The organism is Streptomyces flavotricini (genome assembly GCF_020639365.1).
Lineage (GTDB): Bacteria > Actinomycetota > Actinomycetes > Streptomycetales > Streptomycetaceae > Streptomyces > Streptomyces flavotricini.
The window spans coordinates 5,189,498-5,203,748 of sequence record NZ_JAINUL010000001.1 but is presented as its reverse complement, the minus strand read 5'-3'; the positions used below and the strand labels follow the sequence as shown (position 1 = coordinate 5,203,748).

At 66.7% G+C, this 14,251-nt stretch carries 10 protein-coding genes and 2 pseudogenes; 10 read left to right on the top strand and 2 right to left on the bottom strand.

Annotated elements, in window-relative coordinates; genetic code table 11:
- Positions 1–1,242: 1,242 nt before the first annotated feature.
- A pseudogene (locus K7B10_RS23680) lies at positions 1,243–1,400 on the bottom strand (transposase); the annotation flags it as partial.
- A 161-nt stretch (positions 1,401–1,561) separates the two neighbouring features.
- On the opposite strand from K7B10_RS23680, the gene K7B10_RS23675 reads away from it, so the two are divergent.
- Positions 1,562–2,386 carry a hypothetical protein gene (locus tag K7B10_RS23675; protein ID WP_229338873.1) on the top strand — a complete coding sequence of 275 codons (825 nt, stop codon included), beginning with the start codon at positions 1,562–1,564 and terminating at the stop codon, positions 2,384–2,386.
- 354 nt (positions 2,387–2,740) lie between these two features.
- On the opposite strand, the gene K7B10_RS23670 is transcribed toward K7B10_RS23675, so the two are convergent.
- Positions 2,741–2,953, bottom strand: coding sequence for a hypothetical protein (locus K7B10_RS23670; protein WP_229338871.1), 213 nt, complete (start codon positions 2,951–2,953; stop codon positions 2,741–2,743).
- A gap of 427 nt (positions 2,954–3,380) precedes the next feature.
- Between K7B10_RS23670 and K7B10_RS23665 the strand changes: the two genes are divergently transcribed.
- The 9 genes and pseudogenes from K7B10_RS23665 to K7B10_RS23625 all read left to right on the top strand — a co-directional run bounded on the left by K7B10_RS23665 (position 3,381) and on the right by K7B10_RS23625 (position 14,246).
- Entirely contained in the window at positions 3,381–3,947 is a 567-nt protein-coding gene (locus K7B10_RS23665; RefSeq protein WP_229338869.1) for an RNA polymerase sigma factor, read from the top strand.
- Complete coding sequence (locus tag K7B10_RS23660; protein ID WP_229338867.1) at positions 3,944–4,951, top strand: CU044_5270 family protein; 1,008 nt, start codon at positions 3,944–3,946, stop codon at positions 4,949–4,951. The genes K7B10_RS23665 and K7B10_RS23660 overlap by 4 nt, the downstream gene beginning before the upstream one ends.
- A 197-nt stretch (positions 4,952–5,148) precedes the next feature.
- Positions 5,149–5,832, top strand: a complete 684-nt coding sequence (locus K7B10_RS23655; RefSeq protein WP_229338864.1) for a peptidase inhibitor family I36 protein — start codon at positions 5,149–5,151, stop codon at positions 5,830–5,832.
- 393 nt (positions 5,833–6,225) lie between these two features.
- Positions 6,226–6,642 (top strand): hypothetical protein, encoded by a 417-nt coding sequence (locus tag K7B10_RS23650; RefSeq protein ID WP_229338862.1) that lies wholly within the window; start codon positions 6,226–6,228, stop codon positions 6,640–6,642.
- The gene (locus K7B10_RS23645; protein ID WP_229338860.1) at positions 6,642–7,205 is read left to right on the top strand and encodes a hypothetical protein; all 564 of its coding nucleotides are present in this window, start codon (positions 6,642–6,644) and stop codon (positions 7,203–7,205) included. The genes K7B10_RS23650 and K7B10_RS23645 overlap by 1 nt, the downstream gene beginning before the upstream one ends.
- Complete coding sequence (locus K7B10_RS23640) at positions 7,205–11,824, top strand: putative T7SS-secreted protein (protein WP_229338858.1); 4,620 nt, start codon at positions 7,205–7,207, stop codon at positions 11,822–11,824. Before K7B10_RS23645 ends, K7B10_RS23640 begins: the two co-directional genes overlap by 1 nt.
- Before the next feature lie 17 nt (positions 11,825–11,841).
- A complete protein-coding gene (locus K7B10_RS23635) occupies positions 11,842–12,177 on the top strand; it encodes a hypothetical protein (protein WP_229338856.1) in 336 nt (111 codons plus the stop codon).
- A gap of 446 nt (positions 12,178–12,623) precedes the next feature.
- Positions 12,624–13,190: pseudogene (locus K7B10_RS23630) on the top strand (IS701 family transposase); the annotation flags it as partial.
- Positions 13,191–13,517: 327 nt separating this feature from the next.
- Entirely contained in the window at positions 13,518–14,246 is a 729-nt protein-coding gene (locus K7B10_RS23625; RefSeq protein WP_229345320.1) for an NUDIX hydrolase, read from the top strand.
- Positions 14,247–14,251: the final 5 nt, after the last annotated feature.

Sequence of the window (14,251 nt, the reverse complement as noted above, 5' to 3'; positions counted from 1 at the left end):
GCGTACGCTGCGACGTCACCTTCGATGGAGACCGGCTTGCCCAGATCCGGCTCGGGCTCTCGCGGGCCATTTGGCTGGTTGACCCCTTCCGGGTCGAGCTGCCGCGCGAGCTCTTGCCGATAGTGATCGACCTCCTCGTGAGCCTTGCGTTCCGCCTCGGAACGCGGCGCCCAGCCGAGCGGAGTGGGCGGTGTCGGAGGAGTACACGGCCGGCCGGAACTTGAGGACGAAGAGGGTGAAGGAGACTGGGATCCGGGCTGAGCCACACCTCGCGCTGGGACAGATGCCTGACTACCCGACGAGAGCTGGGTCCGTTCTCCGCAGGAGACGACAAACGCTCCAGTGAGAACCGAAACACCAACGGCTAAACCTACCCGCACTGGCACCTGCAGAGAACGCATCCCAATTTCCTTCCTCGATCCCAAGTTTGGCAGATTCGCCAGCGGAACCAGATTTTCTCAGCCCGCACAGAGGGTCAACTAGCAGACGAAACCGTACGTGATGGCATCGTCGATGAGGAGCGCCATCCATGCCTTGTGGACCCAACAGGTTCCCCTGGGACCACTCGTGCTCGTATATGTAGGGCCCGCATACTCGAGAAAGTATCCGGCATCCTTGCTGCATTTACTGCTATTCGTATCGGTGCCCGGGCAAGACTTGAGTTCCATGTAAGTCTTGAGGCCAGTGTTGTTGTCAAATATCGCGCAGGCGGTCTTGTTGTCAGCCGTTGTGTAGTTGAACAAAACCCCCTTGCGCTGCGCCGGCGCCACTCCAAAAGGCAGGGGGTCCGCAGATGCAAGGTTGTAACTAGGCCCGCAGACGTTGGCCCCACGCGCCACTGCAGCGGCATTCTCCCTGGCGATTTCCTTGGTGGATTCACTTGCAGACGCCAGAACCCGAGGTTGACCGGGACCCGAGACTGCGACAGCCTGGGGAGTTGTCAGGCATAAAATAACGGCAGATATTGCCGCTATTACCCCGAGAGGCGAATGGCGGTACTTGCGCATAACGACTTCTCCCCGTTTCGTGACCTATTTCATTTAAGGTCGAACGTTCCTGCGGTGCGTAAGACAGGCTCTGATCGCCGACCGACCGGCCCCGCGGAGACCTTGATCATTCCAACGACCTGCAAACGCTAGACCAGTTGGGGTGCGAGAGACACTGGGTTTCATGCCCTTTGAGCGCCCGATGGCTGGTTCCCGCCGTGCGGCAAGGGGATCAATGGCGCCTAAAGACCGTGTCCTATGTGGTGAGGCGGACGAGTCGTTTGTAGCAGCAATGGCTGAGGCAAGTCTGAGGAAGGCCAGGTAGTTGCGGGGATCGCGTTCGTAGCGGTGGTTGAGCCGGCGGTAGCCGGTCAGCCAGGACATGGTCCGCTCGATCACCCACCGGCGGCGCCCGGAGGGCTGGAAAATTCTGCATGGGATCACACCGCGCCTGAGCGGGTCGGCCGGCTCGCCTCCCCCGGTCGATTGGCGGGTCACTGCCGGTCCCGGTCATCGACAAGAAATGGGTTCAAATGGTTATGAAACCGAAGAGGATAGGTGCCATCGCAGCGCTGATGTTGTTGCTGCCAGGAGGGACGGGCAGCGCGTTAGCGGCTCCTCGCGCGGATCCGCCGCGGCCTGTGCCCAGCGGTACAGAGCTGGCTGTCCGGCCCGGTGAACGGGTCAGCGTCACCACCGAGGCCCGGGTTTCCGGTGACGCGTTCAACGGCGTACGGGTGACCTCTCCGGCCTTCGCTGCCGACGGCACTTTGCGGATGGATGAAAGCCTCCTGGTGGCGGTGGTGACGGTCTCGTGCACGGCCGCACCGGGTTCCTACGAGGTGAGGTTCGGCTCGCCACTCGGCTATGAGAACGGCCCCGCGATCGACCGGCTGTGGGGCAGCGTCAGGGTGGCGCTGGCCGACGCAGCGGAGCGGGCGCAGTGCGCGCGGCAGGTTGCCCAGCGGCAGCCGGAATCCCAGGAAGAGCGGTATCCCGCGGACACCGAGTGGCCGGCGTCGCCCTGGGACGTGCGGACCGTTCCGGCCGGGGGGCAGTTGAAGGCCGAGGATGGGCTGGAGATGGGAGGCGACGGGATGGTCAAGCTGTCGTCTCCGGGCTTCACGAGGCCGGTGGTGATGCACGGCGACAAGAGGGTGACCGCCACGGTCCGGATCCGGTGCGATGCGCAACCCGGCCTCTACACCGTGCACTGGAAGGAGGAGGGCAAGCCGGCAAAGATCTGGGCTCGCTATCGGGTGACCGCAGCCTCACCCGGCTGCCAGGACCCGGCGGTCGCACCCCAGAAGGCTCCCTGGCTGCTCGGCGCCGCCGCTCTGGCCGCGGTGGGAGCGGCCGGCCACGCCCTCGTCCGGCGCCGCCGAAAGGTGTCTCGCTGATGTCGATGGTCCGCCAGCGGGCGTACCATCCCCAGCAGCCGGACCGCACCATGGCCGGGAAGCCGGTGCGGAGGCCGCGTAGGCCGGGGTCTCAGTCACTCATTCCCGTTCTCATGGCCTGCCCTCGATGTTGGCCGACTGCGCTGGAGCAGGTCGTCGGCGCGGCTCCCCGCTGGCGCCGACGCGCAGCGGACCGCGTTCTACGAACACTTCGCCGCCCAGGGCGTGCTCCGGCATGCGGCTCTCGCCGCGGGCAGCCGGCCCCAAGGCCGTCCAAGACCGGCGCAGATCAGACACCGGCTTCGCGCAGCAGACCGACCACCTGGGCCTACGAGACGAGCCGGCTCCGTAACCTCAAACGGCCTGGTGCCGGGGGTTAGGCGAGGCGTGAGCCATCCGGAACCGCATCTCGCCTGCGGCCCGGCGGATGTCCTCGGACTGGTTGGCGTCCTCGAGTAGCCCGAGAGCACCATCAACGCCCGGGGCCTCGTCTTCGCTGATCAGGTTCAGGCGTGGCTCACTCACGCCGTCGAGCAGGGCGTCCAGCAGATCCAGTGTCTCGTCCACGCCGGGGACAACGCCGTAGGGGCTTGAACGTGACCAGTGGCGGCCCGCACCGCTGCGCTCACTCCTCGCCGATTTCGGGGCCCAGCCCCCGGCCCGCCGCCGCGCCACGCGATCAGAGCGAGCCGCTGCAGTAGCTCCAAAGATCACCGGCCCCTCAGCGCGCGGCTGAGGGTTTCGTCGTCGACGCGGACGTGCCACCCGCCCTGGGCGTCCGGCGGATAGACGATCACGCGCAGGCCTGCGCTATCCGTCCACCCTGCCGCTCACCGGTCGCTCAAGCACTCCGGCAACGACGCCGGGGTGACTCCCGTGAGGAGCCCGGTCGGACTCTCCCGAGTTCGGCGGCCGAGACGTGTTCACGCAGGATCCTTCTGGTGCGTGTTGTACGTCACATGCAACGCAGTCGTGTGTGCGGACACTACCTGGTGTGGACCACCAACTGTTCGCGGAAATCTACGAGGCACACGCCCGGGCTGTGTATGCGCATGCCGTCCGCATGACCGCCGACCGTGCCGGGGGAGAGGACATCGTCTCCCTCACCTTCCTTGAGGCGTGGCGGCTCCGCGAAACGCTCGACAGCGTCAGCAGCCATCGTGCATGGCTGTTCGGGATCGCTACGAACGTCATACGGAATACCCGCAGGGCGGCCCGCCGTCACCGGGACGCGATAGCCCGCCTTCCGTCTTCAGACACCGTCCCCGACCTGGCGGACGATGTCGTCTCCCGCATCACCGACGCGGCTCAGGCCGCTGCCGCCCTTGCCGTTCTGAACCGGCTGCGACGCGCGGACCGCGAGATTCTCCTTCTGCACGTGTGGTCCGGTCTCAGCCACGACGAGGTGGCGCAGGCATGCGGGGTGCCCGTGGGTACCGTGCGCTCGCGGCTCTCCCGCGCCCGCGCCCGGCTGCGCAAACTCGCAGCCGCTTACCTCGCGGAGCCCCCAGCCTCCAGACGCGTCCCCGCCTCGCCAACCGCACGGGAGGGAAACCTGTGAATGCCGCCGACGACGGACGACTCGACCCGTCCGAGGGCGCGGAGACCATCCTGCGCCTGCCCGGCCTTGCCGATACAGACCTGCCATTCCGTGGACATCGCCGGATCAAGGAGCACCTGATGCGCGAAACAGCAAGGGACGCCCGACCTGCCCGCACCCCGATCCGTCGTCCTCTGGCTCTGTTCCTCGCCGCCGGGGCCGCGACTTGTGCCGTGGCGCTGGCCGTCACCTTCGGCGTAAGCAGGTTCGACGAGCGCCCGCCCGTCGCCCGGCCCGAGCCGGCGGCTGTACAGCTGCTGGACCGTGTGGCTCTAGTGGCGCAGGAGGCGCCCGCTCCGACCGTCCGGGACGGCCAGTTCCTGTACACGAAAACGACCGGACACTCCACGTCCCTGTCCGAGACCGCGGGCGGAGGAATGGCGGCAGCCCGAACAGACGAATCGGCCGAGCGCTGGGTATCTGTGGACGGGACCGCCGGCACACTCACACGTAACGCAAAGGGCAGCGCGACGGATCCGGCCCGAGGCAAGGACAATGCCAGCCTCAACGGCCCCACCTACCGCTTTCTCGAATCCCTCCCGACGGACCCCGACCGTCTGTTGGAGACGATCTACGCCGACACCCGCCTCAATCACGGAGGCGACTCGGGATCGACCACTGGCCCCGATCAGGAAGCATTCGTTGCGATTGGTGATCTGTTGCGGACGGTGGAAGCCCCTCCTGGCGTGAGCGCCGCTCTCTACCGGGCTGCCGCGCGCATCCCCGGCGTCATCCTGGTGCCCGAGGCAACGGATGCCGCCGGCCGGACAGGCGTCGCGATTGCCCGCGTCCACAAGGGCGAGCGAACTGAATGGATCTTCGATAAGGGCAGCCTGCGCCTGCTGGGCGAGCGAACCGTGCTCCTTAAAGACAGTGCGTGGGGGAAGGCCGGAACGCCAGTGACATCCGTGGCCATCGTCGGCCGGGGTATCGCGGACAAAGCCGGACAGACGCCGAAGCAGTAGCGTGCGTCTTCAGGCCAAAGAATTCGATCGCGTGACCGACTCGCCCGCAGAAGACACTGTTGAGTGATCTCGGTCACGCGCAGCGTCGCGGCCCCTGGTTACTCTTCCGGCTGCATGCGGCGGGGTTGATCCCAACTGCACGCCTAGGTCTGGAATATGAGCTGCCGTCAGGTGGTTCAAACAGGGGGAGTGGTTCCATGCGTTCCGTACGTATCGGCTTTGCCGTGACTGCCGCCGTCGGCGCCGTGCTCATCACAGCGTCTTCGGCGGGGGCTGCCACGCCGTCGCCGTCCGCGCCTGCTTCCGGGGCGCTCGGCCCGGCTGCAGAGCAGCAGATGAACAGTGAGATCGCCGCGTCGAAGCCCGTCATCGCGACCTACAAGGGCAAGCAGATCAACCTCGCCCAGGGGTGGCAGGGTGCTCAGGTCTGTGCCGAGGTGCCGAGTGGCGAGGTCAAGTGCTTCGACAGCCAGGCCGAGGCTGACTCGTCCCTGGTGAAGGAGAACGCCGCAGTCGCCAAGAAGGCGAACGAGACCCGAAAGGCACTAGGCCAGCAGGCCGGGCAGGCGCCTGCGTCGACGTCCTCCAGTTGGGACTGTGCGAGCGGATGGGTCTGTCTGTGGGAGCACTCCGACTACAGCGGTCGACGCCTTCAGTGGAGCGCAGGCGGCACCAAGAACCTCAGCAACTGGAGCTTCCGCGACCAAGCCAGCTCCATCTGCGTGAACCGGCCGCAGTTCGGCGGGACTCTGATCGACTTCCGGGACTTCCAGCCGGACCCGTCGATGTCCATACCGGCCGGCAGCTGCTACGACCTGACCACGCTTGGGTACGTGCACGGTGGCACGTGGAACGACAAGGCTGACGCGCTGAGCATGTAATCAGCCGCGCCTCGGGACTGCCGCGGCGCCATTGAGAGCAATGAAGGGCTGGCACCTCATTCGAGGTGCCAGCCCCTTCGCGCTGTCGGCTCATGGATGGTGCTGGGCCGTGGGGTATCGGGGCTCGGGCCTGAAGACGGTGACGAGGCCTGCCGGGTGGCTTGGTTTCCGCCGGTGGCGGGGGGTGGCGGGGGGCTTTGTAGCGGGAAGTTGCACAGGGCTGCTTCGGCCGAAGCCCTCGCGGACGCCCGGCAGGGAGCATCCGCACCGGCCGGACTTCCCGGACCTCGGTCCTAACGAGGTGCGCTTGCACCTGACCCCTTATCGGCCGATTTATTGATCAAGGTACTGTTCCCACTCGGACGTCGATGACCTTGGAGGGGGCCAAAGGCCATGGGACTGACTGCAGAGATAGCCGCATACCGAACAGGTAGCGGCGACCCTGGGAGCTTGCTCGGTGAGTTTCGGCGGGCTGCACTGCTCGTGCCCCGCGCTGGCGATTCGGAAGACGGCGACGGCGGGTTGATGTCGGCTGTCTCGGGTGGAATCCGCTGGTTCTACGCGTTCACGGACGAGGCGGCCATGGCCCGGTTCGCCGAGGCACGTGGGGAAGCGGGCCGCGAATGGCCCTACTTGGCGATCATGGGTGCGCGACTGGTCGACGCGGTCGTCCCGGAGGTGGACGGGCCCGCCGGGGTTGCGGTGGATGTGGCCGATGCGGACGGGTCGATGATGTTCCCGCCCGTCGCCGGAATCGTTCCCGATGCATGCGCGGTGGACGTCGAGGCCAAGTCCTCGGAAGTGGCCTGATGGCGGGTGACGGGGACCTCGAGGTCTCTCCGGCGGCCGTCAAGAACATCCGGGACGGCCTGCGCGCGGCCATCTCCGAGCTGCGTGAGTCCTCCGACGCGGCGGGCGCCTCGCAGGGCGAGGGTCTCAGTGACCTCTCGATGACGGGGATGGAGGCCGGACACGCCGGCCTGGCCACCGACTTCGAGGACTTCTGCGAGCGCTGGGAGTGGGGCGTGCGCTCGCTGATCCAGGACGCCTCCACCCTTGCCGGGAACCTCGGCATCGCCGCGGGCACGGTGTGGGAGGAGGAGCAGTACATCCACGGCGCGTTCAAGGTGGCCGTCAACGCCGGCTACGGAAACCCGCACGCGAGTGAGGACGAGATCGAGCAGAAGAGCTGGGGGGACGTCTTCAGCGCGGACGTCTACAAGCCGGACTACAGCCAGGAGTCCTTCGAGAAGGGCGCCGAGGACATCAAGAAGACCTGGTCGGACACGAAGGACACGGTGACCTCGACGGGGAAGATCGGGTCCCTGAAGGACCTGCTGGAGCAGGCGAAGGGCGACGGGGGCGGTAACTGATGGGCTGGCGCGACTTCATACCCGATTCGGTCGAGGACAAGGTCGAGGGCGCGGTCGAGAAGGTCGGCGACGCCGTCGAGTGGGCCGGTGACAAGACGGCCGACCTCGCGGAGGAGGTCGGCCTCGACGAGGCCGGGGACTGGATCCGCGACAAGAGCCGCTCCGCCGCCAACGTGCTCGGCGCCGACGTCGCGGAGATGGAGCTCGGCCAGACCGACGACCCGAAGAAGCTGGTCTACGGCAGCGTCTCCAAGATCCGCTCCCAGGTCTCGCACCTGAACGACTTCAAGGCCTCCTTCGACCAGGTTGGAAACGGCCTCAAGGGCATTGGCGAGCCCGACGGCCTCAAGGGCAAGGCCGCGGACGCCTTCCAGAAGGCGGTGGCCAAGGAGCCGCCGCGCTGGTTCAAGGCGGCCGAGGCGTTCGGGAAGGCCGCCGAGGCGATGGGCCGCTTCGCCGAGACCGTCGAATGGGCGCAGGGCCAGGCGAAGGAGGCCCTGGCGGAGTACGAGCACGCCCAGCAGGTCTCCACCGACGCCCGAAACGCGCACAACAAGCAGGTCAACGTCTACAAGGACGCGGTGAAGGAGAAGCAGGACCCCCTGCCGCCGAGGCCGGTCGACGCCAAGGACTTCGTCGACCCCGGCAAAGCCCTGGCCAACGCCGCTCAGGACAAGCTCGACAGCGCCCGAAAGCAGCGCAACGACGTCGCCGAGACCACCCGTACGGCGGTCCGCGCGGCCCGCGACGCCGCCCCGCGCAAACCCTCCTACGCCCAGCAGCTCGGCGACGGCCTCGACTACCTCGACCTCGCCACCACCCACCTGGTCGGCGGCGTCGTCAAGGGGGCTGCGGGCACCGTCAGTTTCGCCCGTGCGCTCAACCCGATGGATCCCTACAACCTGGCCCATCCCGCCGAGTACCTCACGAACCTGAACTCGACGGCCGCGGGCCTGGTCACCATGGCCAATGACCCGTGGGGGGCGGGCAAGCAGATGCTGGACGAGTTCATGAAGGACCCCTCGGAAGGCATCGGCAAGCTCATCCCCGATCTGATCGGCTCCAAGGGGCTCGGCTCCCTCAAGAAGCTGGGCACGGCTGCCAAGCACCTCGACGATCTGCCGAGCGGCAAGGGGCGAGGGGCTCGAGGGGACCACGAGAAGGACCCGAACCACAACAGCAACCGGTGTCGCGAAAACGTCTGCGACGGCGACCCGGTCGACATGGCGACCGGCCGGATGCTGCTCCCGCAGATGGACATCGCCCTGCCCGGCTCTCTGCCCCTCTTCTTCCGCCGCACCTTCGATTCCTCGCACCGCTCAGGCCACTGGTTCGGGCCGGCCTGGTCTTCCACGGTGGATCAACGGCTTGAGATCGACGCGGAAGGCGTGGTCTTCACCTGCGAGGAGGGCAGCCTGCTGGCATACCCCCACCCCGCCCCCGGTGTATCGGTCATGCCGACGCACGGCCGGCGTTGGCCGCTGAACCGCGTGCACGACGGCTACACCCTCACCGATCCGGACACCGGCAGAGTCTGGCACTTCGTCAATCACAGCGACGAGCTCGCGCTGCTGGCTCAGCTCGACGACCGCAACGGCCGCTGGATCCGCTTCGAACACGACGAAGAAGGCGCCCCGACCTCGATCATCCACCACGGCGGCTACCACCTGAAGCTCACCACGAGCGAGGGCCGAGTGACGGCCCTCCACCTCGCGGGCGCGGCTGCGGACAGCTCTGACCAGGAGATCCTCCGCTACGGCTACACCAACGGCCACCTGACCGGGGTCACCAACTCCTGCGGCCGTCCACTGCGTTTCGACTGCGACGAACATGGCCGCATCACCTCGTGGACCGACACCAACGGAAGCCGCTACGAATACGTCTACGACGACCGGGGCCGCTGCACCTACCAGTCCGGCACGAACGGCCACGTCGAATCCCGATTCACCTGGGACGATACGGACCCGGGAACGGGTCTGCGCACGACATCCCTCACCGATGGCCTCGGCCACACCAAGCGCTTCGTCGTCGACGAGCGTTCCCAGGTCGTCGCAGAGATCGATGCCTTGGGGGCAGTTACCCGGTTCGAGTACGACCGCTACAACCGACTGCTGGCACGGACGGATCCGCTGGGCCATGTCAGCCGCTTCACCCATGACGAGCACGGCCGTATGACAGTGCTGGAACGCCCGGACGGACGGCAGGCGCGCGCCGATTACGACGACAACGGTATGCCGATACGCATCGTCGGCACCGATGGAAACGTCACGCGACAGACCTACGACGAGCGAGGAAACCGCACCTCGGTCACCGACCCCTCGGGGGCAATCACACACTTCGCGTACGACGACGCCGGCCAACTCACAGCGGTGAGCGACCCGCTCGGGGCCACCACCCGACTGGTCCTGGACCCCCGGGGCCTGCCCATCGAGGTCACCGACCCGTCAGGTGCCACGACCCGCTACCAACACGATGCCTTCGGCCGTAAGATCCAGGTCACGGACGCCCTCGGCGCCCAGACACGTATCGAGTGGACGGTAGAGGGCCGGCCGTCGCGCCGCACCGCACCGGACGGCACTGAGGAGTCCTGGACCTACGACGGCGAGGGCAACTGTCTCAGCCACACCGACTCGATCGGTGGTACGACCCACTTTTCATATACGGACTTCGACCTGCTGACGGCCCGCACGGCCCCGGACGGCATCCGCCACGAGTTCTTCTATGACACCAACCTTCGGCTCACGCGCGTGACCAACCCCCAGGGCCTTACCTGGGACTACACCTACGACGCGGCAGGCCATCTGGTCACCGAGACGGACTTCGACGGCCGGGCACTGAGCTACGACTATGACCTTTCGGGCCGTCTGGCCTCCCGGGCGAACGGCCTGGGCGAGCGCATCGACTTCACACACAACGCGCTCGGCCAGGTGGTCCGCAAAGAGGTCGAAGGCCATGGGGCCACGACCTTCGAATACGACATCTTCGACGAACTCGCCGTAGGCACCGGCCCGGACGCCACACTGGAACGCCTGCGGGACCGCTACGGCCGCCTGCACTCCGAGACGGTCAACGGCCGGACGCTGACGTACAGGTATGACGAGCTCGGCCGCCGGGTGGGGAGGACGACACCTGGCGGCGCGGTCAGCGACTGGTCGTACGACGCCGCAGGCCGCAGGACGAAGCTCACCACGTCCGGGCGCGACATCTCTTTCTCCTTCGACTCCGTGGGCCGGGAGGTGCAGCGCACCGTATCGGACTTCGTGGCGCTGACGTCCTCGTTCGACGAGATGAACCGACTGAAGGCCCAGACCATCACATCCGGGGGCCGCAGCCTCCAGCACCGTGCTTACACCTACGGCGTGGACGGCGGCCTCCTCGGCATCAGCGACGCCCTCTCCGGTGACCGAGGCTTCGACATGGACTTGGGCGGCCGTGTCACGGCTGTCCATGCACACGGATGGACCGAGCGATATGTGTACGACGCCGCCGGAAACCAGACGGAAGCCTCGTGGCCAGCGACCCACCCGTCTCACTCTGCGACGGGTGCCCGCACGTATGAGGGCACTCGCATCGCCAGAGCGGGTGCCGTCCGCTACGAACACGACGGCCAAGGCCGGGTCGTCCTGCGACAGAGGACCCGCCTGTCCCGGAAGCCCGACACCTGGCGCTACGAGTGGGACGCGGAGGACCGCCTCGTCGCAGTGACTACACCGGACGGCACGGTGTGGCGGTACGCGTACGACCCCCTGGGCCGCCGAGTATCCAAGCAGTCCCCTTCTGAGGTGGTCCACTTCACCTGGGACGGCACGACCCTCTGCGAGCAGACGACCGCGACCGTCATCCTGACCTGGGACCACGCGGGCCTGCGCCCCCTGTCCCAGACCGAGCGCCGCACGGACACGGATGACGAACGCTTCTTCGCCATCGTCACCGACCTGATCGGCACCCCGACGGAACTCGTGGACGAGTCGGGCGAGCTCGCTTGGCGAACGCGCACCACCCTCTGGGGCACGACGATGTGGAACCGCGATGGCACGGCATACACACCGCTCCGCTTCCCGGGCCAGCAATTCGACCCCGAATCGGGCCTCCACTACAACTACTTCCGGTACTACGACCCTGAATCGGCCCGCTACCTCAGCCAGGACCCCCTCGGGCTAGGCCCGGCTGACAACCCGGTCACGTACGTGCACAACCCACACACGTGGAGCGACCCGCTCGGGCTCAGTCCCTGTCCGCCCCGCATCCAGGATGGAGGCTGGGACCTCCGCGGAGATACAGACCCGCTGAGCATCATTCCGAAGGACGCCGTGCAGGAGCCGTGGAGGCCGATCCCGGGTGGTGTCGAGCACGGGATCAAGTGGAAGTGGACGGACGATGTCACGGGTAAGACGGTGCGTATGCGCGTCCACGGGCCTGACCTCGGCCCACACGCCGGCCCCAACGCCAGCAGTGGCCCCATCTACCGCATCCAGATCGGGAACCAATTCCAAGACGAGGCTGGTCAGCTCTACCACAGGGGAATCGGAAACCCAAATAGTGAAAACTTTAATGAGGTGGCGGTAAATGACACCCACATACCATGGCCCAGTCATCTTCCGGTACCTTACCCCCACTGATTTGGAAAGCAGGAGATATGGAAAGTCAATATTACGTCAACTTCCTCCGGGACCTTCTGAGTCTCGACGAAGCGGTGCGCACGGAGGCAAGTGATCGCGTTCAGGACTTCGTGAACCTGCTCTCCGACACCCAAGCCAGAGTGGTAGGGGACCTGATCGCCATGCTGGCCCCACACGAGGAGTCCCGGGTGGCCCTGGAAGCTCTACTGCACGCGCTGTCAGATCTCGACGGTTGCGGGAAGCTCGAAGATGTCGATCTATCACCACTGGGAGAAATCCCGAAACCCTTGATCCGCGTGGAACACCGCGTATACATGGATTCATTCGCCCAGCGCATCGCGGGGAGTGAGTAACGGCAGCGTGAACACGTGCTCGACTCAAAGGCCGCAGTCGAGTCCGGGGAGACCGTCCATTCCGGCTCACCACGCGTGGGCATCGCCGCGCGCCCGACCGCATCGTCGCCACCGAGGGGGCTCGGCGCATCCCCCCGGGTATGGCCCGGGTCCCGCAGGTGTGCACCTACACGGCGGTCCAGGACTTCATCAACGACTATCCCGGGCAGGGCAGCTTCCAGCCGGCGGTCGCCAGCGGGTTCCCGGTGTCGGGCGGCAGGCGCCGTTCGGCGGAATGCGACCGGGCAGGACGATTCGTTCACGGACGTGCTCGAAGAGATCGTCCTACCGTGGGTGCTCGGGGGCATCGGGGCCTCTGTGCCGCTGCTGTAATCCCAACACCCTCGAAGCTAATACTGCAACGGTCCTTGTCGTGATGGTTGGGCAGGTTGGTCGTTGGTCTGTTCATGGGTGGGGAACTCGTTGATGCCCGGTCGTGGGTGGGTGAACTGAAGGCTTTGCACGAGCGATTCGTGCATCGTTTTGCCAGGTCGGAGCCGCGTGAGTCGGCGCTCGCGTATATGCGGGGGTTGATCGCTCCGCTGGAGCGGAAGAACGGCTGGACGCTGGAGGAGGAGGCCGGGCATGCGGGTCCGGACCGGATCCACCGGCTGCTGAACCGGATCGACTGGGATGCGGACGAGGTCTTGGACGACGTGCGGCAGTACGTGGTCGAGCATCTCGGTGATCCCGGTGCGGTGCTGATCGTGGACGACACCGGCTTCCTGAAGAAGGGCGAGCGTTCGGCCGGGGTCCAGCGGCAGTACTCCGGGACCGCGGGACGGACGGAGAACTGCCAGGTCGGGGTCTTCCTCGCCTATGCCGCCGCCCGAGGACGCACCCTCATCGACCGGCGCCTGTACCTGCCGACATCGTGGACGGACGACCGTGAACGCTGCCGTCGGGCCGGCATCAGCGACACGGTCGTCTTCGAGTACCTCGTCCCACAGGCATTTCGTCTCGTACGAACGCTGCCCGGGAACCGATCATGGTGCGTTGAGCTCGCCCGCGGCGATGTCACCGTGCGGCGACGTCGCTCACGTGCAGAACCGTGCGCGCCTTGTGAACGCCCTGTATGGCGCGCTGGACCGGCTCGAAGCAGAGCGCCACCCACTAGCATGCGCGCGTCGGCGCGGAGCGCATCTGCATCTCCCACCACAGCGGCGTTCGGCCCGCTCTTGAGTAGCGCGGATAGCGGTGAGCCAGCGGTGAGGTGGCCGCAGGACCATGCGTTCGCTCCACAGGTGTCAGAACTGTGATGGTGCCAATCTCCGGGGTTCTACGATGCATGGGTGACTGAGATGCCACCCGCCACGGTTGACCTCTTCGATGTTGAACGGCTCGTGCTCACGGAAGCCGAGGAGCCGCCGCTGTCGCCCTCAGACAAGGCGGCCAGGGACCGGGTGTGGAACATGGCGGTCCAGGCCAACCCGGTCCTGTTCGACGGTCCTGTGGTGGCCTGTTCGGAAATGGCGAGCACCGACGCTCACGTCCTTCGCCTGTCCTGGGTGCGGGTCACCTATCGGCACTACGCCCTTCGCCGCGTCCCCGGCGCCACCGCGCTGCCCTCGCTGTTCGTGAACGTGGTCCAGCCGACCGATGACGGCCGTGTGCTGGTGGCCAGGATGTCGGCCCTTACGGCTGCGCCTGGCCGTTGGCAGTTGCCTGGCGGCTCCGTAGAACCGCCGCCGACCGGTGAACGGCTGGAGGAGCCAGGTCTGGCGGGCCAGGCCGCGCGGGAGTTGGCTGAGGAGCTGGGGCTCGATGCCGGTGCGGAGGCGTTGAGGCTGTGGGCCGTGACCCGCGGGGAGAACGGCAGCGTCGGCCTGACGTATCTTGCGCCGGCTCTAGCGGAAGCGGCATTGCGTGCCGCCTTTGCCGCTGCCACGGCCGCTGAGCACGCTCGCGGCCGTGAGCCAGAGCTGGACGACATCGCCTTGGTGAGTTCGCCGAAGGAGCTGGCCGGTCTGACCGGGCCGCATGCGGACTACCTGGAGCCGATCGTTCGGCGTTTCGCTGGCGGGCTGTGAATGCC

What these genes read in the sequence shown, in the direction of transcription:
- K7B10_RS23675 (WP_229338873.1), top strand. Translation starts at nt 1,562, where the DNA reads ATGTTGTTGCTGCCAGGAGGGACGGGCAGCGCGTTAGCGGCTCCTCGC.
- K7B10_RS23650 (WP_229338862.1), top strand. Translation starts at nt 6,226, where the DNA reads ATGGGACTGACTGCAGAGATAGCCGCATACCGAACAGGTAGCGGCGAC.
- K7B10_RS23635 (WP_229338856.1), top strand. Translation starts at nt 11,842, where the DNA reads ATGGAAAGTCAATATTACGTCAACTTCCTCCGGGACCTTCTGAGTCTC.
- K7B10_RS23645 (WP_229338860.1), top strand. Translation starts at nt 6,642, where the DNA reads ATGGCGGGTGACGGGGACCTCGAGGTCTCTCCGGCGGCCGTCAAGAAC.
- K7B10_RS23640 (WP_229338858.1), top strand. Translation starts at nt 7,205, where the DNA reads ATGGGCTGGCGCGACTTCATACCCGATTCGGTCGAGGACAAGGTCGAG.
- K7B10_RS23625 (WP_229345320.1), top strand. Translation starts at nt 13,518, where the DNA reads ATGCCACCCGCCACGGTTGACCTCTTCGATGTTGAACGGCTCGTGCTC.
- K7B10_RS23655 (WP_229338864.1), top strand. Translation starts at nt 5,149, where the DNA reads ATGCGTTCCGTACGTATCGGCTTTGCCGTGACTGCCGCCGTCGGCGCC.